The organism is Nocardia sp. NPDC055321, assembly GCF_053645575.1.
Genome location: NZ_JBSHMS010000037.1, coordinates 1 through 24,168, shown reverse-complemented (window position 1 = coordinate 24,168; position 24,168 = coordinate 1). Strand labels below are relative to the sequence as shown.

Below are 24,168 nucleotides of genomic sequence, written 5' to 3'. Positions count from 1 at the left end.
TGATGGGTACCTGGGACACCGGGCCGTTCGACAACGACAGCGCCGCCGACTGGTGCGGCGCGCTCCAGGACGCGGACCCCGCGCAGCGGGCCGAACTGGTGCGCCGGGCGCTGACGGTGACCGCCGAGACCACCGGTTACCTGGACGACCACGAGGCGTCCGCGGCCGTCGCGGCCGCCGCCATCGTGGCCTCGACCCTGCCCGGCGGCACGCCGATCACCTCGCACTACGCCCCCGCCTTCCTGGTCGAGGGCGGCACCATCGCCTTCTCCGACGATATTGCCGCCCTGGCGATTCGGGCCCTGACCCGAGTGGTCGGCGAGGACTCGGAGTGGTTCGAGCTGTGGACCGACGCGGACGCCGACAGTCCCGACGAGGTCTTCGCCGGCATCGCCGAGCTGCGCGGGGTCCTGCTGCCCGCCGCCGAGGCCCACCGCTCCGCCCTGCCGCTCTAGCGCCCGAGCGCCCGCCGGTGCCCGCCTGTCGAGGCGGGCACCGGCATTGCGGACTTTTCGGTCTGATCCCGTGCGGGGCCGGTCGCAATCCCCGGTTCGGGGGGATCGGGCCGGTAGATTCCGGGCACCGGTCATAGCGGCCGGGTATCAGTGGAGATGGAAGGCGGGTTCACGTGTTTCGTCGGATCGTCGCGGTCGGCATCGCCGCCGCCGCCCTGTCGCTGGCCGGTTCCGTGCAGGCCCACGCGTACGCGCCGCAGGACGAACTGCGGCTGCTGCTGATGGGTGATCAGAACCAGTCCGATGCCTTCAAACAGCTCTCGATCAAGCTGGGGCGCAAGACCTGTGCCGACATCGAGCGCAACCCCGGCCGCAAGGGCGTGCTCATCGCCTTCGACCGGATGCACCCGGGCACCAACGTCGGCATCAACGGCATGACCGCCACCGAGATCGACATCATGACCTACTGCCCCAACCACCTGCTCACCCCCTGAGTTCCCGCCCCAGACGAACCGACCGTCGCCACCCGTTAGCCGAACCACCGGTCCGCCGTGCGGATTCCGTGCGGCGACACCGCGCGCTGCTACCGGAATCCGGGCCGCTGCCGGGGAATAATCCCCTCATGCGCCGGCCCTCGCTCTGTCTGCTCGTCCTGCTCGCCGCGATAGCCGTACTTGTGCCCGGGGTGGCGACCGCCGCCCCGGGCGGTGCGCCCGCGCTCCTGGACGTACGCCCCCTCGGCGGCCGCCAGTACGAGGCCACCGTCTACTCCGCGGCCATGGATCGCACCGTGCCGGTGTGGATTTCGCACGCGGGTGGCTCCGCGCCCGCGCTGTACCTGCTCAACGCCATCGACGGCGGCGAGTCCGGCGGGCCGTGGACCAATCGCACCGACGCCGCGTACTTCTTCGCCGACAAGCCGGTCACGGTGATCCAGCCCATCGGGGGCCGCGCCTCGCAGTACACCGACTGGGCGGTCGACGATCCGGCGCTGGGCCGCAACAAGTGGTCGAGCTTCCTGCTCGACGAACTGCCCGCGGTGCTCGGCGACCGCTTCGGACTGAACGGGCGCAACGCCGTCGCCGGCATCTCCATGTCGGCGTCCTCGGCGCTGGCCCTGGCCCTGGCCGCGCCCGGCCACTTCAGCGCGGTCGGCGCGTTCAGCGGCTGCCCGCGCACCAACGACCCCTTCGCCCGCGCGGTCGTGCGCTCCTCGCTGCGCCTGTTCGGCGCGAACCCGGACAACATGTGGTCGCCCGACGATCCGGCCTGGGTCGCCAACGACGCGGTCGTCAACGCCGAGCGGCTGCGCGGTACGGCCCTGTACATCTCGGCGGGCAACGGCGCGCCGGGCGTGCACGACACCCTCGCGGATCCGTCCATCGGTGGCGACGTCGCCCGCCTGGCCGACCGCATGCTGGTCGGCGGCGCCATGGAGAGCGTCGTGCGCGACTGCACCCTCTCGCTCACCGGTCGCCTTGCGGCCCTGGGTATTCCGGCCACCACGGTCTTCCGGTCCGGGACGCACGCGTGGCCGTACTGGCAGGACGACCTGCACGATTCCTGGCCGGTGTTCGCCGCCGCGCTCGGCGTCTGAGCACTACCCCCGGGCCGGGACGCGCGGCCGCGGCGGGCGCGGGAAGAACTTCGACACCCGGTCGATCACGTCCTGGTACTCCGGCCGCCGCGCCAGACTGCGCTGCTCCATCATCGGGATGCTCGCGCCCAGGAACATCGCCAGCATCGCCAGCGCCCCGACGAACAACCACCACGCGTCACCCGGCGCGGCGGCTACCCCGAACAGCGCCATGGACGTCCAGAAGCTCACCTCGCCGAAGTAGTTCGGATGCCGCGACCAGCTCCACAGCCCGGTGTCCATCGCCTGGCCCGGCGTGCGCCGCGCGACGAACCGGTGCATCTGGGTGTCCGCGACCAACTCCAGTGCCACCGCGGCAATTCCGAGCGCGAAGGCCACCCACAGCAGCCAGGTCACGCTCTCGCCCGGCCGCGTCACGGCCACGTACACCGGAATCATGCCCAGGAACACCTGGCCGGTGGGCACCAGGTGAATCGCGACCAGATCGGCCAGGAAGCCGAAGCGCCCGGCCCGCTCGCGCAGCATCGGATAGCGCCAATCCTCGTGGTGCAGACCGGGAAAGGCGTACACCCAGTTCCCGGTGAGCCGCACCGCCCACAGCAGCATCACCGTCGCGATCAGCCAGCAGCGCAGCTGATCCACGCCCGGCTCGCTCCCGGCCCACCAGTACACCAGCATGAGGGGTGGGATGACGCTCCAGTAGGCGTCGTAGAAGCTCGAATTGCGGTATGCCCGGCTGAATCCGAATATCACGAGGGTGGCCAGCACGTCCGCGATCAGCACGTCGAGCAGCGGGCGATCGGTGCCCGGCCCCCAGGCCAGCCACGCCCCGGCCACCGCTGTCGCCACCACGTACGACGCGGTGACGAGCAGTAGTGACGACGACTTGCTTCTGATCGACGGCGAACCATCGTCCCGGGACCGCACCGACCCGTCACCTCCTACCGGCCGCGGCCCGAGCCCGAGCGTGAACCGCCCGGACCTCGGCCGCGGGGTCAAAAATGTAACACGTTTCACTCGGGCCGGGCGGGTGCGCGATCGGCCGCGCGGATCACGCCCGGGCCGCGCCGCGCGGCGGTTCGGCGCCCGGCCGGGTGACCGGCTGCACCAGACTCTCGGAGATATCGGCCAGCGACGCGGTGACCGGACCGTCCCCGGAATTCGGGGTGCGCTGGCGGCTGGCGGTCTCGTTGTCGGCGGTGAGGCGGTAGACGGTGCGCTCGAGAATCGGCAGGATGCCGGTGATTTCCAGTGTGCCGGTGGCGAATCGGCTGATCAGTGACAGCACCATGTTGGTGAGGATGATCGCCAGATCCTGGATGTACTCCGGATCGAGGTCGCGCAGCGCGTGCACCGCGACCGGCATGACGGCCGCCAGGCCCTGCTCGTCCAGGCGCTGGCCACCGGGCCCCGAGCGCGCGTGGTGGTACACCTCGAGCATCCGCGGATTGCGCTCCCACGGTTCGAACACGCAGTGCAGCACGCGGTTCAGCGCGTCGCGCACCGACTCGTCGGGCGCGGGCAACTCGACCTCGGCGTAGGAGTGCTCGGCCATCCACCGCTCGAGCGCGACCAGGATCAAATCGTCCCGCGTGGGGAACAGCTTGTAGATGCGCGTGAGCGAGACGTGCGCCCGGGCGGCGACCGTGCGCAACTGCACGCCGTTGTAGCCGTCGGCGGCCAGTAGTTCCTGCACGACCGCGAGGATGCGCGCCGTCACCTCCGACTCTTGCTCTCGAACCACCCCGCAAGGGTAACCGCGTTATCCCGAGCCTTTCGACAGCCGCGCGCTGCACCGCCGGACACCGCGGTGGCCTGCTAGATTCCGCGCATGCGCTCGAAGACGAGTCCGGCCCGGCGGCGGCCCGCCCGCGCCGAGATCGCCGTGACCATGGCACTGCTGGCCGCGGCCCTGGGCATCGTGCCGGTGTCGGCGGCCCGCGCCGCCGAGCCGGAGACGGTGTGGCTGTGCCGCCCGGGGCAGGCGGAGGACCCCTGCGGGGGCCGGTCGGACGCGCCCGTCGACTGCTTCTACGTGTACCCGACCATCTCGACGCAGGCCGGGGACAACGCCGACCTGACCCCCGGGCCCGAGCAGCGGTTCATCGCGCGGCAGCAGGCCGAGCCGTTCGGGGCGGCCTGCAACGTCTGGGCTCCGGTGTACCGGCAGAGCACGCTGCGCGGCCTGCAGAACTCGCCGGGCCCCGCGCGATCGGCGGCGCTCGACGTGGCCTACGACAGTCTCGAGAGCGCCTGGCAGGACTACCTCGCGCACCACAACAACGGTCGCGGCGTCGTGCTGATCGGGCATTCGCAGGGGTCGACCATGCTGCGCGCGCTGATCCGCAATCGGATCGACGGGCAGCCGGCGCAGCGGCAGCTGATCTCGGCGATCGTGCCGGGCAGCAACGTGCTGGTGCGCCGGGGTGAGCTGGTCGGCGGCGACTTCTACTCCGTCCCTGGGTGTACCGCCCCCGCCCAGATCGGCTGCGTCATCGCGTATTCGGCCTTCGCGGTCACCCCGCCGCCCGGGACCCGCTACGGTTTCGCGCCCACCGAGGCCGGAACCTCCGGCACCCGTGGACGTTTCGTCTTCGGACCGGAGTACGAGGTGCTGTGCACCGATCCGGGGCCGCTCACCGGCCGCTCCGATCGGACGCTGCGCAGTTCGGTCGGTGGTCTTCAGGTGCGGGCCTACACCGGATCCTGCACCACCGGCGACGGGCCGCACGTGCTCATGATCGACGGCGGCGGTCCCGGCACCGGCGCGCCCGCGGCGACCGCGCTGCCGGTCGTCCCCGATCCCACATGGGGTCTGCACCTGTGGGATGTGAATCTCGCGCAACCCGATCTCGTCGATATCGTCGCCGCGCAGGCGCGCACCTACCTGGACAACGAGGAATAACGACATGCTCGACGGATTCCGCGGCCGGGCCGCGCGGCTCGCGCTGGCCTCGACCGTGCTGGCGGGCGCGACGACGATACTCGCGGGCGCCGGTACGGCCGCCCCGGCCGGCAACATACTGCTCGGCCCGAATACCTCGTGCGCGTGGGGATTCCAGGCCGGACCGGACCGGGTGAACATCGCCTATCCCGACACCGGCGCCACCTACTGGGGCTCGAACATGCCGGTCCCGCAGGGCGGGTACATCGAAATCAGCGGGCAGTTCCCGCACGCCCGCTATCTGTCGATGGCCACCTACAGTCGTACCTCCACCTCCGTCGACGGCCTCAACGACCAGGCCATCGTCCCCGACGCCGGATCGGCCAACCCCTTCCTGCCCGGCGCCGACCGCACCGCCGAAAACCGTTCCTACACGGTCCGGCTCGTCGACGGCCGCGCCCCGGAGACCGGCCGCCCGGCGAACACGCTGTACACCACCAGCTCCGACGGCACCCGCTCGACCGCGGAGAACGGCGCGCTGTTCCTGATCCGCGTGTACCTGCCCGACACCGGCGCCGACCTCGCGGGCGGCGTGCCCCTGCCCGCGGTGACCCTGGTGGCGGCCGACGGGCGGCGCACCCCGGTGCCCGCGTGCGCGCCCGCCGGATATCCGCAGCCGCCAACCGATCCCGGCACCGGCGCGTCCCTGTTCGACACACCGGCGGTCGGTCTGTTCGGCACCAATCCGCCGAGCTGGTCCAAATTCACCAATCTGGCCACCGCTATCGCGGGACTGCTGTTCGGCAACGAGATCACCGGTGACACCGTGCTGCCCCGGGTGCAGGAGGTGACCGAACGCCTCGGCGCCGCGGGTGGTTTCTTCGACAATCCGGACAACAAATACATCGCCACCACCATGGACACCGGCCTGGGCGAGGTTCTGGTCCTGCGCGGCAAGGCGCCGACCGCGCCGCGCACCCTGGACGGCACCGCCCGCATGAGCGCCGGCCAGGTGCGGTATTGGTCGGTGTGCTCGAACAATCCGTGGTCGACGGCGGTGTATCAGTGCGTGTACGACGAGCAGATTCCCGTTGACGCGCAGGGCTTCTACACGATCGCCGTCTCGACCGGGCCACGGCGTCCGGCGAATGCCCGCCTCGAATGCGGCGTCGCCTGGCTGCCCGCGGGCGCGCTGCCGCAGTCGGTACTGATGGTGCGCAACATGATTCCCGATCCGGACTTCGCCGAGGCGATTCAGAACCTCACGCGCGGCTCCGAAGCGGCGGGAATGGGCCCGTACTATCCCGGCGGCGAGTACTACCGGACCGTCGCGGATTTCGAAGCGACCGGCTGCGGCGGTAATTGAGGCCGTTTCACTCGCGTGAATACCGTCTGACCAGCGAGAAAAGCGCAGCGCCGGACAGTGCGCGGGCGCAAGGCAATTCGAGTACCCATTTGTCCGGCGTGGGAATCCCGCCGTCCGTCTTTTTCTCCAGGGCCGCAACTCCGTTCGGGGGTGCGGCCCTGTCGCTTTTGTGACTTCGGCGTGCTGTCGCCATCGAATTCGCCGAATTGATTCCGAAATCCTGTCCGGTAAGCCGCTTTTGGGGTGTTTCGTGGCTTCGGAGGGGGTAACGATGCCGCTAGTATTCGCTTCGGCTGAAATACCCCCATTCTTTGCCCGGTCGATTTCCATCCCGGCCGCATATCAGTACGGGCGAATCGTTTCCGGCCCTCGCCCTGATCGACGCAACAGTTCTGCCGAACAGGAGACGACGGTGAGCGCCGCCCCCGTGAACAGCACCGAGCCCGCGATCGCCCACCCGGTCGCCGCGGATTCCGCCCCGCGCGGGACATCGACGGCCGCCCGCGCGGTGGCCGACCCCGTGCTGGCCGTGTGCGCGGTCCTGGCGGTGGGCGTACTGGTCTGGCACGTCTTCGCGCTGCCCCTGGGCAATCCGTACTACGGCCTGTTCAGCTGCGACCTGGACATGCAGGTCTACCGCGCGGGCGGGCAGGCGCTGCTGGACCGGAACCCGCTCTATCGGGGCCCGGTGATCTGGGAGATGGAGTTCACCTACACCCCGTTCGCGGCACTGACGTTCGTCCCCCTGGCCCTGCTCGGGCTCACCGCCGCCAAGGTGATCTGGTGGCTGGCCATCATGGCGGCCCTGATCGCGCTCGTCGCCCGCTGCCTGCGCGTGCTGCGGTACGAGAACACCGCGCGGACATGGGCGTTCGCGGTGCTGCTCGCCGTGCTGTGCACCGCGCTGGAACCCGTGCGCTCGACCATCTGGCTCGGGCAGATCAACGTCTTCCTGGTCCTGATGATCGTCTGGGATCTCACCCGCCCGCCCGCGGCCCGGCTGCGCGGGCTGGGGGTCGGGGTCGCCGCCGGCATCAAGCTGACCCCCGCGTTCTTCCTGCTGTACCTGGCGTGCACCCGGCAGTGGCGCACCCTCGCCGTCGCGACCGCGGCCTTCGCCGGGACCGTCGGCGTCGGATTCCTCGCGCGCCCGCGCGACTCGTGGACCTACTGGGGTGCGCAGGTGACCACCTCCGGGCGGGTCGGCTCGGTCGATTCGCCCGGCAACCAATCGATCAACGGCTTTCTCGCGCAGCTGCTCCGGTTCCTGGACGCCGACGGATTCATCTCCGAGGCGTCCGGGTGGGCCGTGTACACCCCGCCGACGTGGCTGTGGCTGGCCGCCGCGCTACCCGTCGTGGCACTCGGCCTGGCCGCCGCCGTCGTGGCCCACCGCACCGGCCGAATCCTGTTGGCGGTCACCATCACCGGCATGACCTCGGCGTGCGCGTCCCCGTTCTCCTGGGGGCACCACTGGGTGTGGTTCGTGCCGCTGGCCGTGCTCGCCCTGCAGCACGCCCGCACCGCCGCCGATCGCCGGGGCCTGCTACCCCTGGCGACCGTGCTGTCCATCGCCTTCTGCTGGTGGTGGAACTACCCGGACCGCCCGCCGCTCGCGGAGTCCCCGCATCCCATCGGCATCGGCCTGTTCATGCTGCCGCGCGACGACATTCCGGACTGGTGGTCCTATCTCGCGGTGCCGTTCTACGCCGGCTGCTACCCGCTGCTGTGCGTCCTGACCGTGGCCTTCGTGCTGCTGTCCCGGAATCGCACGGGTGTCGCCGGTCCCGCCCCAACTACCCGCGCACATGTCCCGGATCGGAGTCGTAGGTGACGCTGTCCATCTCGCCTGATATCGATGTGGAACCCCTTCTGCGGGAGCTCCCCGCGACCCCGGCGCCGCCGCCCGAACCGCGCGAGACGCCGCCGCCCGCGTCCGCGCCCGCCGACCGGCCGGTGCTCTCGCGGGCCCTGCTGATCGGCGGAATCGCGCTGACGGCGGTGCTTTTCGCCGCCGGAGCCTGGCAACGCCGCTGGATCGCCGACGACGGCCTGATCGTGCTGCGCACGGTGCGCAACCTGCTGGCGGGCAACGGCCCCGTCTTCAACATGAGCGAGCGCGTCGAGACCAACACCAGCGCGGCGTGGACGTACGTCGTGTGGTTCTTCAGCTGGCTGACCGGCCTGCGCCTGGAATACGTGGTGCTCGGCATCTCGCTCACGCTGTCCGTCGCGGCCGTGGTCATCGCCATGCTCGGCGCGGCCAGGCTCTGGGGCGGATCGGCGTCCGCGCTGCTCGTGCCCGCCGGCGCGGTGGTCTACATCGCGCTGCCGCCGGCCCGCGACTACGCCAGCTCCGGCCTGGAGAGCTGCCTGGTGCTGTTCTGGCTGGCCGTGCTGTGGTGGTCCATGCTGCGCTGGTCGCAGACCGCGGCGGTGCGGCCCGCGGCGTTCTTCGCGACGGTGTTCTGGGCGGGACTGGCCCCGCTCGTGCGGCCGGAGCTGGCCCTCGTCGGGGGACTGGCGCTGCTGACGCTGTTCTGCGCGCCGGTGCCGCGAACCCGGTTGCGGCCGTGGGTGTTCCGCGCGGCGACGGTGGCGGTGGCCGGCGCGGTTCCGGTCGGCTACCAGATCTGGCGTATGGGCTACTACGGCCTGCCCTACCCGAACACGGCCGTGGCCAAGGAGGCGAGCGGCGCGAAATGGCAGCAGGGCCTGATCTATCTGGGCGACCTGGCCCTGCCGTACTGGCTGGCGCTGCCGCTGGTGCTGCTCGCCGGATGGGCCGGTGTGCTGGTGTGGCAGCGACGCGCGACGCGCGGCCCGGGCATCGAGCGCCCCGTGTTGGACGACCGAAAAGCTCTGCTGCGCACCAGGATCGGTGAGTTCGGTCGCCGCCTGCACAGCCCCGCCGCGGTCGTCGTGCTCATGGTCGGCAGCGGAATCGTGCTGACCGTCTACGAGACCCGCGTCGGCGGTGACTTCATGCACGGCCGCATGCTGCTGCCCCAGCTGTTCTGCCTGCTGCTGCCGGTCATGGTGCTGCCCCTGCGCCCCCGGCTCGCGACCGCGGGCGGCCGCCGCCGGGTCGACTGGACCGCGACCACCGCGCTGGTCACGCTCTCGGCCACCATCGGCTGGGCGCTGTTCGCGGCCAACACCACCGCGATCACCTCCGGCACCGAGATCCGGGCCTCCGGCATCGTGGACGAGCGCATCTACTACGTCCTGCTCAGCGGGCACGACCACCCGATTCGCGCCGAGGACTACCTGGACTTCCCGCGCATGCGGCCGCTGCTCAACGACATCGCCGAGACGCCGAACGGCGGCCTGGCCATCAACCTGCCCGACCAGACCTATTGGTACGTCATCCCGCCGCCCGAGCCCGTGCCCGCCGGCGGCACCGGGCACACGGTCTACTTCCTGAACCTGGGCATGTCGAGCATGAACGTGCCCCTGGACGTGCGCGTCATCGATCCGGTCGGACTGGCGTATCCGGTTGCCGCGCACAGTGATCGGCTCACCGACGGGCGCATCGGCCACGACAAGAATCTCGACGCCAGCTGGGCGGTCGCCGACACCGGCGTGGTGGCCCTGCATCCGTGGATGGCCGCGCACATCCGGGTGCTGCACGTCGAACAGGCGCGAAAGGCGCTGTCCTGCCCGCAGACCCAGGATCTGCTGGCCTCCTCGCGGGCGCCGCTGACCTTCACGCGCTTCCGGAACAATCTGCGCCAGGCCATCGGGTTCGCGAGCACGCGCATCGAGCGCATCGCCAAATACGAGCTGCAGCGCTGTGATCTGCCCGAACCGCTGTTCCCGGGACCGTACTACCCGAACTGACGGGAGAACCGGCGGTGCGCCCGCGCCGCCGGTTCCGGCGGGCGCCGGGCGCGAACGATATCAGTTGCCGGTGGCGATCTGCCCGGGGCCGTGATCGGGAGCCGAGGGCGGCGGCGGGACGGTGTAGAAGTAGATCGCTCCGCCACCCGCGCTCAACGCCGCACCGGCCGCGGCCGCGATCACGCCGCCGGTCAGGGCCCCGCCGCCGCAGCCGACGATCGCGCGCGCGGGCACCAGGACGACCCCGAGCCCGCCCAGCCCGACGATCGCGGTGCCCAGCACCGTGGACAGACCGCCGAGTATCGCGCCGATGCCCCCGCCGAGCAGGCAGCCGCCGACCGTGCCGGTGGTGGTGCCGACCAGCAGTCCGATGCCGGCGCCCGCGATCAGATCGCCGTTGAGCCGGTCCTGCGCCGCGCGCTGGTCGATCGGTTCGGACACCGGGCGGTACAGCGCCTGGGACACGTCGAGGCTGGGGGTGATGACGGCCGTGCCGCCGTCGATCTTCACCGAGATGGGGAACAGGAAGTCCGCGAGCCGGAAGCGCAGCGGCAGCGTGGCCAGTACGCGGCCGTCGCCGCTCAGAATCGCCAGCAGATCGCCGTTCATGGCGAAGGTGCCGTGGTCGATGGCCACTTCCAGGCTCGAACCCGTCTTGTGGACGTGGAACGGCCGCGCGGGCAGGACCGGCTCGGCGTGGCCCGTGCCGCTCACCAGGAGCGCGAGCAACAGGGCCGGGACGAACATCAGCGGTGCACGGCGCAGCTTCATCGAACTCTCCTGATCGGTGCGCAAACCTTGATCCAGGTAGTCGACAACGCGTTCGTTGCCAGGGCCCCGCGAGGCCCTAGCAGACAGTACTCGCTGCGCCGCCGCGCCGGAAGGCCGTTCGGCCCCCGCCGCGGCCGTGCTCAGCGCACCTGCGGGGCCACCTTCGTGCCGAGCAGGTCGATGGCGTGCAGCACTTTCTCGTGCGGCAGCGTGCCCACACTGGCGTGCAGCATGAAGCGGTCCAGTTCCAGGGTGTCGCGTACGTCGGCGATCTTGGCCGCGACCTGGTCCGGGGTGCCGACGAACAGCGAGCCGCCGGGCGCGCGCAGGGCCTCGAACTGCTGCGGTGTCATCGGACCCCAGCCGCGTTCGCGACCGATGCCGCTCATCGCCCGGGCGTATGGCTTGTAGAAGTCCGCGACGGCCTGCTCCTCGGTGTCGGCGAGGTAGCCGTGCGCGTGCACCGCGACCGGCTGCCGGTCGTGCCCGCCCTGCTCGAGGGCGCGGTGGTACAGCTCGACCAGCGGCTTGAACCGCGCCGGCTGCCCGCCGATGATGGCGATGGCCAGCGGCAGGCCCAGCAGGCCCGCGCGGATCACCGATTCCGGGCTGCCGCCCACCGCGATCCACACCGGCAGCGGCCGGTCCTCGGTGCGCGGGTAGACGATGGCGTCGTTCAGGGGCGCCCGGAACTTTCCGGACCAGGTGACCGGGCCCTCCTCGCGGATCTTCAGCAGCAGCGCCAGCTTCTCCTCGAAGAGTTCGTCGTAGTCGGCCAGGTCGTAGCCGAAGAGCGGGAACGACTCGGTGAAGGACCCGCGCCCGGCCATGAGTTCGGCTCGGCCCCGGGACAATCCGTCGAGGGTCGCGAAATCCTGGTACACCCGGACCGGATCGTCGGAGCTCAGCACCGTGACCGCGCTGGTGAGCTGTATCCGCTCGGTGCGCGCCGCGATCGCGGCCAGCACCATCGCGGGGGAGGAGGCCGCGAAGTCCGCGCGGTGGTGCTCGCCCACGCCGTAGACGTCCAGCCCGGCCCGTTCGGTGGCCACGGCCTCGTCGACGACCTGGCGCAGCCGCTCACCGGCGGTCGGCACCGGTCCGTCGCCGCCGACGGGATGCGTCTCGGCGAATGTCGTCACACCCAGTTCCATGGCAAGCCGCCCTTCCATCATTGTTTCCAAGTCAACCGAAAGCATAAACGGACTGCGGTCCGGAAATGTTCCCGGTCGGCCTCCGGCGCGATGCCCCCGCGCGGTCCGGATACTCTGGAACCCATGTCAGTGCGCACCCGCAAACCCCTCGTTCCCGGCACCCAATCGCCCATTCGCGAGGTGCCGAAATCCATCGAGCGGCCCGAGTACGTCTGGAAGAAGACGGCCAAGGAGGGCAACGAGCCCTGGGTGCAGACCCCCGAGACGATCGAGGCCATGCGGGTCGCGAGCAAGCTCGCCGCGCAGGCCCTCGAGGAGGCGGGCAAGGCCGTCGCCCCCGGCGTCACCACCGACGAACTCGACCGCATCGTGCACGAGTACCTCATCGACAACGGCGCGTACCCGTCGACGCTGGGCTACAAGGGCTTTCCCAAATCCTGCTGCACCTCGCTGAACGAGGTCATCTGCCACGGCATCCCGGACTCCACCGTCATCGAGGACGGCGACATCGTCAACATCGATGTCACCGCGTTCATCGGCGGCGTGCACGGCGACACCAACAAGACCTACCTCGCCGGTGACGTGGACGAGGAGGTGCGGCTGCTGGTCGAGCGCACCGAGGAGGCCACCGCGCGCGCCATCAAGGCCGTCAAGCCGGGCCGCGCGCTCAATGTCATCGGCCGCGTCATCGAGGCGTACGCCAACCGCTTCGACTACGGCGTGGTGCGCGATTTCACCGGCCACGGCGTCGGGCCCACCTTCCACAGCGGCCTGGTGATCCTGCACTACGACCAGCCCGCCGTGGAATCGGTCATCGAGCCGGGCATGACCTTCACCATCGAGCCCATGATCAACCTCGGCGGCATCGACTACGAGATCTGGCCCGACGGCTGGACCGTCGTCACCAAGGACCGCAAGTGGACCGCTCAGTTCGAGCACACCCTGGTCGTCACCGACAGCGGCTCGGAGATTCTGACCCTCCCGTGAGCGGTTCCTGCCTTCGTGTCACCGGTGGTCCCCGGCCGGTGCGTGACGCCGATTTCTCCCGGTCGTCGGTCGAACGCGTACCGCTTCCCCGGGTACTCGTCGACCGGGCCGGTGGCTCGGTGCGCATGTGCGGTGCGCGCGCGGAGCGCGACCGGTGAAGGGCGCCCTGCTCATCGCGGGCACCACCTCGGACGCGGGCAAAAGCGTTGTGGTGGCGGGGCTTTGCCGGTTGCTCGCACGCCGGGGCGTGCGGGTCGCACCGTTCAAGGCGCAGAACATGTCCAACAACTCCGTCGTCACCCTGGACGGCGGGGAGATCGGGCGCGCGCAGGCCCTGCAGGCGCGCGCCGCCGGGTTGGAGCCGAGTGTGCGCTTCAATCCCATCCTGCTCAAACCGGGCAGTGACCGGCGTTCGCAGCTGGTGGTGCGCGGGCGGGCCATCGACACCGTCGGGGCCAAGGACTACTTCCGGCACCGCACCGAACTGCGGGCGATCGTCGCGGAGGAATTGGCCGGTCTGCGCGCTGAATTCGACGTGGTGATCTGCGAGGGCGCCGGGTCGCCCGCCGAGATCAACCTGCGGGCAACGGATCTGGCGAACATGGGTCTGGCCCGCGCGGCCGATCTGCCGGTGCTGGTCGTCGGCGACATCGACCGCGGCGGCGTCCTCGCGCACCTGTTCGGCACCGTCGCCGTGCTCGAACCCGAGGATCAGCGACTCATCTCGGGCTTCGTCATCAACAAGTTCCGCGGCGACGTCGATCTGCTGCGCCCCGGCATCGACCAGCTCACCGCGCTGACGGGCCGTCCGACCCTGGGCGTCATCCCGTTCGCCGAGGACCTCTGGATCGACGCCGAGGACTCCCTGGGCACCGTCGCCGACGCCCCCGTGGGCCGCTCGCTGCCCCCGCTCGGCACGGAGTGGCTCACCGTCGCCGCCGTCCGCCTGCCCCGCATCTCCAACTCCACCGACGTCGAGGCCCTGGCGTGCGAGCCCGGCGTCGCGGTGCGCTGGGTCACCGACCCCTCCCGCCTGGCCGGGGCGGACCTGGTGATCCTGCCCGGCAGCAAGGCCACGGTCTCGGACCTGGACTGGCTGCGCCGCACCGGAATAGCCGACGCACTGGTCGCCCGCGCCGCCGCGGGCGGCCCGATCCTCGGCGTCTGCGGCGGCTACCAGATGCTCGCCCGCGCCATCACCGACACCGTCGAGTCCGGCGCGGGCGCTGTCCCCGGCCTCGGCCTGCTCGATCTCGAGATCGAGTTCGCCGACCGGAAGGTCCTGCGCCGTGCCACCGGCCACCTCGCGGACGCTGCCGGTACTGCGCGCGGCGTGGATCGGGTCCACCGGCCCGGGGCGGCCGACGACGCGAATGCGCGACTCGATGTGGCGTCGGCCGGAGACGCGACAGCGGGTGAGGTCGCTGGACCGCACGCCGGAGAGAGTGCGATACCGGGCTTCGTTGCGCCGGACGCGATATCGAACACAGCCATCGGCACCGCGATCTCGGACACAGCTCGCGCTGCGACGGCTGTGGCCCCGGGCACGTCCGTTCCCGGCCGCGCGTCCGTCGCCGAGAGCGACTCTATGGGCTCGAGCGAGATCGTTTCGGCGCCGGCAGCTTCTGGAAGTCCTTCGGGTCCGGCAGGAGCCGCCGAGTCAATCCCCGTGCGGGGCTATGAGATTCACCACGGGCGGGTCCGTGCCAACGGTGACGTGCCCTGGCTGGTGCTCGACGGGGAGCCCGAAGGCAGTGTGCGCGGGGCGATCTGGGGCACGCACCTGCACGGCGCGCTGGAATCGGACGACTTCCGCCGAGCCTGGCTGCGGGAGGTGGCCGCTCACGCCGGTCGGCGGGGTTTCGTTGTCGCCGAGGACGTTTCGGTGGCCGCGGTGCGCGAGGCGCAGCTGGACCTGCTCGCCGACCTGCTGGAGCAGCACCTCGACCTGGACGCGCTCGAACGGCTCATCGGGGCGGGCGCGCCCGCCGGGCTGCCGACGCTGACGGTGCGCGCGAGCCCCTGACGCGGCGGCGGTGACGACCATCACGACAATCCGCGCGACAGACGTCCGGGAGTTTCGCGCGCCGTGTAGCGTCATCGAAATGGAATCTCGGCGGATCACGGTCGGTGATCGCGAGTGGGGCGTACGGGTCGGAGGCAACGACTCCCGGCATCACGTCGTACTACTACCCGATGTGGGCGATCCGGCCGACGTATACGACGGGGTCTGCGATCGACTGCAGACCTCCGACCTGCGCACCATCGTCATCGAACCGGCCCCCGGGCTCGACACCGCGACGGTCTTCGCCCTGCTCGACGAGCTGAAGGTGCCGTGGGCCAACCTGGTCGGCTGCGGCACCGGCGCGGACCTCGCCTGGCAGCTCGCCGCGCGCGGATTCGGGCGTTTCATGAGCCTCATCGCCGCGGGCAGCGGACACCCGGCCGCCCCCGGCGCCGACGGCGAGATCGCCGACGCGACCTGCCCGCCGGTGGAGATCCCCACCACGCTGCTGGCCACCAAGCGCCTGCCGGCCCCCGTGGCCGAGGGCTCGGGCAGGCACGTCTACGGCGAATTCCGGCTCGTACCGGTCGATGTCGCGGACGTGGCCGCCGAAGCGGGCCACGAACTCGCCACCGAGATCGTGCTACGCACCAGCTTCTGGTGAGGTCGGCAACCACCTGAGCCACGAATCCAGTTCGGCGAACGCCCGGGTGCGCGGGTGCTCGGACGACAGGAACACGTCGTGCCGCGCGCCCTCGATCGGCACGATGTTCGTGCGCGTGCCCAGGCAGCCCGACCAGCGCTGGATCTGACGCACGTCGAGCACCACGTCCGCCACGTCGGCGGCCGGGCCGTACTTGCTCATGAACCGGGTCACCTTCGAGCGCAGGATCAGCGCGGGCACGCCGATGTCCAGCCCCTGGTGCAGGCGCGCGTGCCCGCGCCGCACCGCCCGCAGCCAGCCGGCGTGCACCGGGAAACCGGCGAGCGGCTTCCAGTCCAGGTTGTAGTCCCATTCACCGGACTTGGTGTGGTGCAGGCTTTCTCCGTACGTGGAGATCGAACCCAGCGGCAGTTTGGCCAGCCCGCTCAGCCGTCCGATCGTATTGATCAGCGGCGTGCCCAGCGACCGGTAGTAGGACGGGCCCTGCAGGTCGAACCACGGGCTGTTCAGCACGAGCCCGGTCACGCCCTCGGTGCGCGTGCGGCCCGCCGCGTGCAGGCGATGCATCCACAGCGAGAGCACGAGCCCGCCGGTCGAATGACCCATCATGAGCACCGGCAGGCCGGTCTGCTCGCGAATGATGCGCAGCGAGCGATCGAGCTCGACGTCGTACAGCGACAGGTCGCTGACGTAGTGCGGCGTCTGCCCCGGCCGCCGCGAGCGCCCGCATTTGCGCAGGTCCAGCGCGTAGAACGCGTAGCCCTGGGCGGCCATGTGCTGGGCCAGATGCTCCTGGAAGAAGTAGTCGGTGAACCCGTGCACGAACAGCACCGCCTGCGTGGCGACGGGCGCGTCGGCGGGGGTGTACCGAACCAGCGTGGCGATCGCCTCGCCCTCACCGTCCGGATCGACACCCATGGGTATCGTCAATTGCTGGTAGGCGTCTCCGAGGACATCGGGTTGCCAGGTACCCGGGGCCAGAGACGGCGCGGATGAGACGGCTGCAGATGACGTATCAGAGGTCACATATCCAAGGTAGTCGCCCGACCGGCGAGTGAGAACCGGAGGTATCTCTCACATTCGGGGTTTTCGTTGCGGGATTTGCGCGTGTCCAGGGGCACAATTGGCCGTAGGTGAACGACGGGTAACCTAGCTGCCGCTGGATTGCCCTAAACAGACAAGGAAGTCGACAAAGCCGTGTCGAACGCTGCGAAGATCGAAAAGACCGATGTAGTCCTCATCGGCGCCGGCATCATGAGCGCCACGCTCGGTGCGCTGCTGCGCCAGGTGCAGCCGAACTGGTCGATCTCCGTCTTCGAGCGGCTGGACTCCGCCGCGGGCGAGTCCAGCGACCCCTGGAACAACGCGGGCACCGGCCACTCGGCCCTGTGCGAGCTGAACTACACGCCGCAGAACGCCGACGGCACGGTGGAGATCGCCAAGGCCATCGACATCAACGAGCGCTTCCAGGTCTCGCGCCAGTTCTGGTCCTACTCGGTCGAGAACGGTGTGCTCGGCAACCCGTCGAACTTCATCAACCCCATTCCGCACGTGAGCTTCACCCACGGCCCGGACGGCGTCGAATACCTGCGCAAGCGCCACGCGGCGCTCTCGCGGCATCCGCTGTTCGAAGGCATGGAGTTCATCGACGACGCCGACGAGTTCAAGCGGCGACTACCGCTGATGTCCAAGGGCCGTGACTTCTCCGACCCGGTGGCGCTGAACTGGACCGACTCCGGCACCGACATCGACTTCGGTGAGCTGACCAAGGAGCTGCTGGCCTACCTGGGCGCGTCGGGGGCGAACATCGCCTTCGGCCACGAGGTGCGCAACCTGTCCAAGCAGTCCGACGGCTCCTGGTACGTGAAGGTCCGCAACCTGCGTACCGGCAAGACCCGCGTCATCAACGCGAAGTTCGTCTTCGTCGGCGCGGGCGGCGGCGCGCTGCCGCTGCTGCAGAAGGCGGGCATCAAGGAGATCTCCGGTTTCGGCGGCTTCCCGGTCTCGGGCCTGTTCCTGCGCGCCACCAACAAGGACCTGGTCACCCAGCACGAGGCCAAGGTGTACGGCCAGGCGTCGGTCGGCGCGCCGCCGATGTCGGTGCCGCACTTGGACACTCGCGTCATCAACGGTGAGCGCGGCCTGCTCTTCGGCCCGTACGCCGGCTGGACGCCCAAGTTCCTCAAGGACGGCAAGCTCACCGACCTGATCAAGTCGGTCAAGCCCAACAACCTGTTCTCCATGCTCGGCGTCGGCGTCACCGAGATGGGCCTGGTCAACTACCTGGTCGGCGAGCTGCTCAAGTCGCAGGCCGGTCGTGTGGGCGCGATGGAGGAGTTCATCCCGCGCGCCAACGGCAGAGACTGGGAGCTGATCATCGCCGGTCAGCGCGTGCAGGTCATCCGCAGAAAGGGCGCCGGCGGCGTGCTCGAATTGGGCACCGCGGTCGTCGCCGCCGAGGACGGCACCATCGCCGGTCTGCTCGGCGCCTCGCCGGGCGCCTCGACCTGCGTGAGCGCCATGCTCGACGTCATGCGCAAGTGCTTCCCGGGCGAATTCGCTTCCTGGGAGCCGAAACTCAAGGAAATGGTGCCCTCGCTCGGGCTCAAGCTCTCGGAGAACCAGGCCCTGTTCAACGAGGTCTGGGACTGGTCCAACAAGGCGCTGCGCCTGGACGGGGTCAACACGCCGAAGCACGCGGGGGTTCCCTCGCACGCGTAGGTGTGATAGCAAGACTCGATGATGTCAACGGTTACGCTGAAACGGTCGTGGGCCCAGGACCTGGACACCGAGACCCTCTACAAGCTGTTGAAACTTCGCGTAGAAGTCTTCGTCGTCGAGCAGAAGTGCGCCTACCCGGAATTGGACGGGCTCGACCTGGGTGCCGAGACCCGTCATTTCTGGCTCGACGACGAGGGCGAGGTGATCTGCACGGTGCGCCTGCTGGAGGAGCACGACAACGGCGTGAAGTCCTTCCGTATCGGGCGACTGTGCACCACCCCGTCCGCGCGCGGGCACGGCTACACCACCCGGGTCCTGCAGGCCGCCCTGGCCGAGGCCGGTTCGGCGACCGTGCGCCTCAACGCCCAGACCTACCTGGTCGACATGTACACCAAGCACGGTTTCAAGCGTGACGGCGAGGAGTACATCGACGACGGCATCCCGCACATCCCCATGCGCAAGGGCTGATGCGAACCGGATCGAACGAGGGTGGCCCGCAACCGTTTTCGGTTGCGGGCCATGTGTTTTCGCAGGCCGCGGCCCGGGGGAGCGGGTGCGTCCGGGGAGCCCGGCGTCACGCGCGATACCGGCGCGCCTAGAGTTGGGGCGTGTCCGTTTCCTCTGTGGCTTATTCGGAATCCAAGCGCGCGGCCTCCGGTGAGGAGGCCGGGTTCCCGTTCTCCGCTGTCGTCGGGCAGGAGCGGTTGCAGCTGGCGCTGATTCTGTGCGCGGTGCATCCCGGCATCGGCGGTGTCCTGGTCCGCGGGGAGAAGGGGACGGCGAAATCCACGGTGGTGCGCGCGCTGGCGCAGCTGCTGCCGCCCGTGGTCGACGAGAGCGGCGCGCGCCCGGCGCGGCTGGTGGAGTTGCCGGTCGGCGCGACCGAGGACCGTGTGGTCGGCTCGCTCGATCTGGAACGCGTGCTGCGCGACGGCGAGCAGGCGTTCAAACCCGGTCTGCTGGCCGCGGCCCATCACGGCGTGCTGTACGTCGACGAGGTGAACCTGCTGCACGACCACCTGGTGGACGTGCTCCTCGACGCCGCCGCCATGGGGCGGGTGCACATCGAGCGCGACGGCGTATCCCATTCGCACCCGGCGCGTTTCGTGCTCGTGGGCACCATGAACCCGGAGGAGGGCGAGCTGCGCCCGCAGCTGCTGGACCGGTTCGGGCTCACCGTCGACGTCGTGGCCTCCCGCGACGTGGACGTGCGGATGGCGGTGGTGCGCCGCCGCCTGGACTTCGAGGCGGATCCCGCCGGGTTCGCGGACCTGTACGCCGCGGCGGACCGCGAGGTCGCGGACCGCATCCTCACCGCCCGCGACCGGGTCGGGGAGGTCGAGCTCGACAACGTGGAGCTGCGCCGGATCGCCGCGCTGTGCGCCACGTTCGACGTCGACGGCATGCGCGCGGACCTGGTGGTCGCGCGCACCGCGACCGCGCACGCCGCCTGGCGCGGCAGCCGCACGGTGACAGAGGACGATGTGCGCGTCGCCGCGGAACTCGCGCTGCCGCACCGGCGCCGGCGCGATCCCTTCGACGAACCGGGCATCAGCGAGGATCAGCTCGATCAGGCCATGGAGCAGGCCGCCGAAGAAGCCGCGCGCGCCCAGGACGGCGGTGCGGGCGACCTGGGAAAAGGTGAAGCGGTCCCGCAGGATGATGCGGGACCGCGCGATCCTTCCCCCGAGCCCGACCCGGACCACGATCCGGACGGTGGACCCGATTCGCCAGGCGGCGGGCAGGAGGCCCCCGAGTCCGGCGGCCCCGAGCGTGACGCCGCGGGCGACCGGAACGAGGCCGATCCGCCCGCGCCGCCGCGGAACCCTTCCGGCGCACCGGAATCCGGTACCGACCCGTCCGGCGGCGATCCGTCGGGAACCCCCGCCCGCGAGGGGCGCACCGGCCTGCCCGGCCACATCGCGGCCAAGCCGCCGCGCTGGGAGGTGCCCGGCGTCGGCGAGGGCGCGCCCGGCCGCCGCTCGCGCGCCCGCACCCGGCAGGGCCGCGTCGTGCGCGCCACCCCCGAGACCGGGACCGGTCTGCACCTGCTCGGCACCGTCTTCGCCGCCGCGCCGCACCAGCGCGCCCGCGGCCGGGTGACCGGCCCGCTCGAGTTCGCGCCGGGCGATCTGCGCGGCGCGTATCGCGAAGGGCGCGAAGGCAATCTGGTGGTCTTCGTGGTCGACGCCTCCGGCTCCATGGCCGCCCGCGACCGGCTCTCCGCGGTCACCGGCGCGGTGGTGGCCCTGCTGCGCGACGCCTATCAGCGGCGCGACAAGGTCGCCGTGATCACCGTGCGCGGCGCGGACGCCGAACTGGTGCTCCCGCCCACCTCCTCGGTCGACATCGCGGTCCGCCGCCTGGCAGATATGCGAACCGGCGGCAAAACCCCGCTCGCGCAGGGACTTCTGAAGGCCCGCGAGGTGATCGCCCGCGAACAGGTCCGCGACCCGCACCGCCGCCCCATGCTGGTGCTGCTCACCGACGGCCGCGCCACCGGCGGTACGGACCCGGTCCCGCGCGCTCGCACCGCCGCCCGCCTGCTGGCCGCGCGGGCGGTCACCGCCATGGTGGTGGACTGCGAACGCGGCATGATCCGCCTGGGCCTGGCCCGCGATCTCGCCGCCGATCTCCGCGCGGGCTATCTCGCCCTCGGCGAGCTGACCGGCGAGGCGGTGGCGGGCATCGTCAGGGCCGGTTCGCGCGCGGCCTGAACGTGATTCGCATCAGCGCCGGCCCTTCCGTGCGGCGCTCACCGACAGATATCGAGTACGCGTGTGGCGACGGATTCGCGGGCGTGACGGGGTGGTGATGATTCGGCCGGTCGAGGTGCTCGGGTGCCGTGCCCGGCGGGTATCGCCCACGCGGTCCGACAGTTGTCCGGCCGATCTGCGATTCGAGGGAACTCGGGCGGGCTCTCGTGCGTAGTACCGGGTATGGGGATCTTTCGTCGTAACAAGTCCAAGCGGAACAAGCAGCTGGACAACGGTGCCGATTTCGCGGGGGAGGCGGCGCCCGCGATCATGGAGGCCGCGCCGGGCATGCTCGCCGTGGCGGGGCGGACCATCGGCCGGGTGGTGTCCGGGATCGTGCACGCGCTGACCTGAGCGCGGCGGGGACCGGCGGGTATGGCACGGTGAGGGGGCGCACAGGGTCGCGCGACCGTGCCACGAGAGGAGACCGGATCCATGCCCCAGGGTGTTCCGTTGCCGGAGAGCATTCCCGATGACGGTCTGACGACGCGGCAGCGGCGCAATCTGCCCGTGCTCGCGGTGCATACGGGGCCGGGCAAGGGCAAGTCCACCGCGGCGTTCGGTATGGCCCTGCGGGCCTGGAACCAGGGTTTCGACGTGGCGGTCTTCCAGTTCGTCAAGAGCGCCAAGTGGAAAGTGGGGGAGGAGGCGGCCTTCCGCACCCTCGGCACGCTGCACGAGCAGACCGGCGCGGGCGGCGCCGTGGAATGGCACAAGATGGGCGAGGGCTGGTCCTGGACCCGCAAGCAGGGCTCGGACGAGGATCACGCGGCCGCCGCCCTCGCGGGCTGGCAGGAGATCGCGCGCCGGCTGGACGCCGAACAGCATCGCTTCTACGTCCTGGACGAATTCACCTACCCGCTCAAGTGGGGCTGGGTCGACGTCGACGAGGTCGTGAAGACTCTGCGCGACCGGCCCGGCAATCAGCACGTGGTCATCACCGGCCGGGACGCGCCGCCCGCGCTGCTCGAGGTCGCCGACCTGGTCACCGAGATGACCAAGGTCAAGCACCCCATGGATGCCGGCCGCAAGGGCCAGCGGGGCATCGAGTGGTGAGTGTGCCCGCCGTGGTGATCGCCGCCCCCGCCTCGGGGAGCGGAAAGACCACCGTCGCTACGGGATTGATCGGCGCGCTGCGGCGGGCCGGGCATCGGGTCGCGCCCTTCAAGGTGGGGCCCGACTACATCGATCCGGGGTATCACGGCCTCGCCGCCGGGCGGCCGGGCCGCAATCTCGATCCGGTGCTGTGCGGGGCCGAGCGGGTGGTCCCGCTGTACCGGCACGGCAGCCGCGACGCCGATATCGCCGTGGTCGAGGGCGTCATGGGCCTGTTCGACGGCCGCATCGACGAGAACAACGCCGAACCCGTCGCCGAGGGGTCCACCGCGCAGATCGCCGCGATGCTCGGCGCGCCGGTGATCCTGGTGGTGGACGCGCGCGGGCACAGCCAGAGCCTGGCCGCGCTGCTGCACGGCTTCGCCACCTACGACAGCGGAATCCGGCTCGGCGGCGTCATTCTCAACCGGGTGGGCAGCGAACGCCACGAACAGGTGCTGCGCGCCGCCTGCGACCGGGTCGGCCTGCCGGTGCTCGGCGCGCTGCCGCGCCTGGCCGAATTGGCCGTGCCCTCACGGCATCTGGGCCTGATCACCGCCGCCGAACACGGTTCGGCGGCCCTGAGCGCGGTGGACGCCATGAGCGATCTGGTTGCCGCGCACGTGGATCTGGCCGCGGTGGCGGCGCTGGCGGCCTCCGACGCCGTCGGAGACACCTGGAATCCCGCCGCGGAACTCCGCGCGGCGCTGTCCGCCGCGCCCTGGTCCGAGGCCGGCCCGGGCGAGACCGGCCGCGCGCCGCTCGAATTCGGCGCTGCTGTCGAACACGGTTCCCCAGCAGCGTATGACGGTGCTCGCGATGCGCGATCCGCGCACGAGCCGGCGCGGCCGGTCATCGCGGTGGCGGGCGGAGCCGCCTTCACCTTCGGGTACGCCGAGCACCGCGAATTGCTGGAGGCGGCGGGCGCCCGGGTGGTCGTCTTCGATCCCGCGTTCGACGAGTTGCCCACCGGCACGGCGGGATTGGTCATCCCCGGCGGCTTCCCCGAGGAACACGCCGCCGCCCTGGCCGCCAATACGCCCCTGCTGACCGCCATCGCGGACCGGGCCGGGCGGGGCCTGCCCGTGCACGCCGAATGCGCGGGCCTGCTGTATCTCACTCGTTCCCTCGATGGCCATAGGATGGCCGGTGTCGTGGACGCCGACGCCGAATTCGGCCCGCGTCTGACCCTCGGCTATCGCGATGCCGTCGCGCTGACCGATTCCCCACTCTGGAAAGCCGGTGAACGCGTGCGCGGTCACGAATTCCATCGCACCCGCCTGGTCGTGAAGGGCGCCGATCCGTTCGGCTGGGCGTGGCGCGCGCACTCGGGTGAGACCGTGCGCGAAGGCGCGGTCCTGGGCCGCGTGCACGCCTCGTACCTGCACACCCATCCCGCCGGAAATCCGGCCGCCATCGGCCGTTTCGTCTCCGCCGCCGCAGAGTATGCGCGGTCCCATGCTCCTGCCTGAACTGGCCATCGGAATCGGTATGCGCCCCGGCTCGTCGGCCGAATCGATCCTGACCGCGGTGCGCGACGCCGCGGCGGGTGCGCCCGTCGCCTGCCTGGCGACCGTCGATCGGCGCGCCGCCGAACCCGGCCTGATCGCCGTGGCCGCGCAGCTCGGGGTGCGCATAATCGCCTATACCCCCACGCAATTGACCGATGTCGCGGTCCCCAATCCCTCCGATCGCACGGCCATGGCCCTGGGCACCGCCAGCGTCTGCGAGGCGGCGGCGCTGCTGGCGGCCCGCTCGGCCGAGCTGCGCATCCGCAAACGCAAAGTCGCGGGCATCACCGTGGCCGCGGCGGTCATGCGCCGGCCCTGAACGCGGCGGGACCCGCACCGGATATGATGCCCCCGAGCAC

Annotated in this window: 22 protein-coding genes; 17 read left to right on the top strand and 5 right to left on the bottom strand. The window is 70.7% G+C overall.

Annotation, left to right across the window (positions count from 1 at the left end; all coding sequences use genetic code 11):
* Positions 1 to 2: 2 nt before the first annotated feature.
* From ACWIGI_RS37290 to ACWIGI_RS37280, 3 genes are all read left to right on the top strand, one after another.
* Positions 3 to 455, top strand: a complete 453-nt coding sequence (locus ACWIGI_RS37290) for a DUF4259 domain-containing protein (RefSeq protein ID WP_454208290.1) — start codon at positions 3 to 5, stop codon at positions 453 to 455.
* A 173-nt stretch (positions 456 to 628) separates the two neighbouring features.
* Entirely contained in the window at positions 629 to 949 is a 321-nt protein-coding gene (locus ACWIGI_RS37285) for a hypothetical protein (RefSeq protein ID WP_454208289.1), read from the top strand.
* 128 nt (positions 950 to 1,077) lie between these two features.
* Positions 1,078 to 2,052 (top strand): alpha/beta hydrolase, encoded by a 975-nt coding sequence (locus ACWIGI_RS37280; protein WP_454208288.1) that lies wholly within the window; start codon positions 1,078 to 1,080, stop codon positions 2,050 to 2,052.
* Positions 2,053 to 2,055: 3 nt separating this feature from the next.
* Here the strand turns inward: ACWIGI_RS37280 and ACWIGI_RS37275 are convergent, their stop codons facing one another.
* A complete protein-coding gene (locus ACWIGI_RS37275) occupies positions 2,056 to 2,889 on the bottom strand; it encodes a DUF1295 domain-containing protein (protein ID WP_454208326.1) in 834 nt (277 codons plus the stop codon).
* A gap of 214 nt (positions 2,890 to 3,103) precedes the next feature.
* Positions 3,104 to 3,796, bottom strand: coding sequence for a TetR family transcriptional regulator (locus ACWIGI_RS37270; RefSeq protein ID WP_454208287.1), 693 nt, complete (start codon positions 3,794 to 3,796; stop codon positions 3,104 to 3,106).
* Between the two features lie 87 nt (positions 3,797 to 3,883).
* Between ACWIGI_RS37270 and ACWIGI_RS37265 the strand changes: the two genes are divergently transcribed.
* The 4 genes from ACWIGI_RS37265 (at position 3,884) to zomB (ending at position 10,145) form a co-directional block, all read left to right on the top strand.
* Entirely contained in the window at positions 3,884 to 4,957 is a 1,074-nt protein-coding gene (locus ACWIGI_RS37265; RefSeq protein WP_454208286.1) for a DUF3089 domain-containing protein, read from the top strand.
* A gap of 4 nt (positions 4,958 to 4,961) precedes the next feature.
* The gene (locus ACWIGI_RS37260) at positions 4,962 to 6,302 is read left to right on the top strand and encodes a hypothetical protein (RefSeq protein ID WP_454208285.1); all 1,341 of its coding nucleotides are present in this window, start codon (positions 4,962 to 4,964) and stop codon (positions 6,300 to 6,302) included.
* Between the two features lie 412 nt (positions 6,303 to 6,714).
* The gene (locus ACWIGI_RS37255; protein ID WP_454208284.1) at positions 6,715 to 8,136 is read left to right on the top strand and encodes a glycosyltransferase 87 family protein; all 1,422 of its coding nucleotides are present in this window, start codon (positions 6,715 to 6,717) and stop codon (positions 8,134 to 8,136) included.
* A gap of 122 nt (positions 8,137 to 8,258) precedes the next feature.
* Positions 8,259 to 10,145 carry a flagellar motor control protein ZomB gene (gene zomB / locus ACWIGI_RS37250; protein ID WP_454208325.1) on the top strand — a complete coding sequence of 629 codons (1,887 nt, stop codon included), beginning with the start codon at positions 8,259 to 8,261 and terminating at the stop codon, positions 10,143 to 10,145.
* 60 nt (positions 10,146 to 10,205) lie between these two features.
* Here the strand turns inward: zomB and ACWIGI_RS37245 are convergent, their stop codons facing one another.
* The gene (locus ACWIGI_RS37245) at positions 10,206 to 10,916 is read right to left on the bottom strand and encodes a hypothetical protein (protein WP_454208283.1); all 711 of its coding nucleotides are present in this window, start codon (positions 10,914 to 10,916) and stop codon (positions 10,206 to 10,208) included.
* A gap of 140 nt (positions 10,917 to 11,056) precedes the next feature.
* Complete coding sequence (locus tag ACWIGI_RS37240; RefSeq protein WP_454208324.1) at positions 11,057 to 12,070, bottom strand: LLM class flavin-dependent oxidoreductase; 1,014 nt, start codon at positions 12,068 to 12,070, stop codon at positions 11,057 to 11,059.
* A 123-nt stretch (positions 12,071 to 12,193) separates the two neighbouring features.
* On the opposite strand from ACWIGI_RS37240, the gene map reads away from it, so the two are divergent.
* The 3 genes from map (at position 12,194) to ACWIGI_RS37225 (ending at position 15,726) form a co-directional block, all read left to right on the top strand.
* Positions 12,194 to 13,057: a type I methionyl aminopeptidase gene (map, locus tag ACWIGI_RS37235; protein ID WP_454208282.1), complete on the top strand. Its 864-nt coding sequence runs from the start codon at positions 12,194 to 12,196 to the stop codon at positions 13,055 to 13,057.
* A gap of 154 nt (positions 13,058 to 13,211) precedes the next feature.
* The gene (locus ACWIGI_RS37230) at positions 13,212 to 15,083 is read left to right on the top strand and encodes a cobyric acid synthase (protein WP_454208281.1); all 1,872 of its coding nucleotides are present in this window, start codon (positions 13,212 to 13,214) and stop codon (positions 15,081 to 15,083) included.
* A gap of 79 nt (positions 15,084 to 15,162) precedes the next feature.
* Positions 15,163 to 15,726, top strand: coding sequence for an alpha/beta fold hydrolase (locus ACWIGI_RS37225; protein ID WP_454208280.1), 564 nt, complete (start codon positions 15,163 to 15,165; stop codon positions 15,724 to 15,726).
* On the opposite strand, the gene ACWIGI_RS37220 is transcribed toward ACWIGI_RS37225, so the two are convergent.
* Positions 15,706 to 16,644 carry an alpha/beta hydrolase gene (locus ACWIGI_RS37220; RefSeq protein WP_454208279.1) on the bottom strand — a complete coding sequence of 313 codons (939 nt, stop codon included), beginning with the start codon at positions 16,642 to 16,644 and terminating at the stop codon, positions 15,706 to 15,708. The genes ACWIGI_RS37225 and ACWIGI_RS37220 overlap by 21 nt on opposite strands.
* Before the next feature lie 279 nt (positions 16,645 to 16,923).
* Here ACWIGI_RS37220 and mqo point away from each other — a divergent pair, with 279 nt between their 5' ends.
* The 7 genes from mqo to ACWIGI_RS37185 all read left to right on the top strand — a co-directional run bounded on the left by mqo (position 16,924) and on the right by ACWIGI_RS37185 (position 24,128).
* The gene (mqo, locus tag ACWIGI_RS37215; protein WP_454208278.1) at positions 16,924 to 18,447 is read left to right on the top strand and encodes a malate dehydrogenase (quinone); all 1,524 of its coding nucleotides are present in this window, start codon (positions 16,924 to 16,926) and stop codon (positions 18,445 to 18,447) included.
* Between the two features lie 18 nt (positions 18,448 to 18,465).
* Positions 18,466 to 18,915, top strand: a complete 450-nt coding sequence (locus tag ACWIGI_RS37210) for a GNAT family N-acetyltransferase (RefSeq protein WP_454208277.1) — start codon at positions 18,466 to 18,468, stop codon at positions 18,913 to 18,915.
* Between the two features lie 140 nt (positions 18,916 to 19,055).
* Positions 19,056 to 21,164: a magnesium chelatase subunit D family protein gene (locus tag ACWIGI_RS37205; RefSeq protein ID WP_454208276.1), complete on the top strand. Its 2,109-nt coding sequence runs from the start codon at positions 19,056 to 19,058 to the stop codon at positions 21,162 to 21,164.
* 222 nt (positions 21,165 to 21,386) lie between these two features.
* Positions 21,387 to 21,557, top strand: a complete 171-nt coding sequence (locus ACWIGI_RS37200; RefSeq protein ID WP_454208275.1) for a hypothetical protein — start codon at positions 21,387 to 21,389, stop codon at positions 21,555 to 21,557.
* 81 nt (positions 21,558 to 21,638) lie between these two features.
* Positions 21,639 to 22,259, top strand: coding sequence for a cob(I)yrinic acid a,c-diamide adenosyltransferase (gene cobO / locus ACWIGI_RS37195; RefSeq protein WP_454208274.1), 621 nt, complete (start codon positions 21,639 to 21,641; stop codon positions 22,257 to 22,259).
* Complete coding sequence (locus ACWIGI_RS37190; RefSeq protein WP_454208273.1) at positions 22,256 to 23,770, top strand: cobyrinate a,c-diamide synthase; 1,515 nt, start codon at positions 22,256 to 22,258, stop codon at positions 23,768 to 23,770. Before cobO ends, ACWIGI_RS37190 begins: the two co-directional genes overlap by 4 nt.
* On the top strand, positions 23,757 to 24,128 hold the full coding sequence (locus ACWIGI_RS37185; RefSeq protein WP_454208272.1) for a cobalamin biosynthesis protein: 372 nt from the start codon (positions 23,757 to 23,759) through the stop codon (positions 24,126 to 24,128). The genes ACWIGI_RS37190 and ACWIGI_RS37185 overlap by 14 nt, the downstream gene beginning before the upstream one ends.
* Positions 24,129 to 24,168 lie beyond the last annotated feature (40 nt).

Excerpts from the sequence above, each read along its gene's own strand:
- ACWIGI_RS37290 (WP_454208290.1), top strand. The coding sequence starts at position 3 with ATGGGTACCTGGGACACCGGGCCGTTCGACAACGACAGCGCCGCCGAC.
- ACWIGI_RS37280 (WP_454208288.1), top strand. The coding sequence starts at position 1,078 with ATGCGCCGGCCCTCGCTCTGTCTGCTCGTCCTGCTCGCCGCGATAGCC.
- ACWIGI_RS37265 (WP_454208286.1), top strand. The coding sequence starts at position 3,884 with ATGCGCTCGAAGACGAGTCCGGCCCGGCGGCGGCCCGCCCGCGCCGAG.
- ACWIGI_RS37260 (WP_454208285.1), top strand. The coding sequence starts at position 4,962 with ATGCTCGACGGATTCCGCGGCCGGGCCGCGCGGCTCGCGCTGGCCTCG.
- ACWIGI_RS37245 (WP_454208283.1), bottom strand. The coding sequence starts at position 10,916 with ATGAAGCTGCGCCGTGCACCGCTGATGTTCGTCCCGGCCCTGTTGCTC.
- ACWIGI_RS37240 (WP_454208324.1), bottom strand. The coding sequence starts at position 12,070 with ATGGAACTGGGTGTGACGACATTCGCCGAGACGCATCCCGTCGGCGGC.
- map (WP_454208282.1), top strand. The coding sequence starts at position 12,194 with ATGTCAGTGCGCACCCGCAAACCCCTCGTTCCCGGCACCCAATCGCCC.
- ACWIGI_RS37225 (WP_454208280.1), top strand. The coding sequence starts at position 15,163 with ATGGAATCTCGGCGGATCACGGTCGGTGATCGCGAGTGGGGCGTACGG.
- ACWIGI_RS37220 (WP_454208279.1), bottom strand. The coding sequence starts at position 16,644 with ATGGGTGTCGATCCGGACGGTGAGGGCGAGGCGATCGCCACGCTGGTT.
- ACWIGI_RS37210 (WP_454208277.1), top strand. The coding sequence starts at position 18,466 with ATGATGTCAACGGTTACGCTGAAACGGTCGTGGGCCCAGGACCTGGAC.
- ACWIGI_RS37200 (WP_454208275.1), top strand. The coding sequence starts at position 21,387 with ATGGGGATCTTTCGTCGTAACAAGTCCAAGCGGAACAAGCAGCTGGAC.
- cobO (WP_454208274.1), top strand. The coding sequence starts at position 21,639 with ATGCCCCAGGGTGTTCCGTTGCCGGAGAGCATTCCCGATGACGGTCTG.
- ACWIGI_RS37185 (WP_454208272.1), top strand. The coding sequence starts at position 23,757 with ATGCTCCTGCCTGAACTGGCCATCGGAATCGGTATGCGCCCCGGCTCG.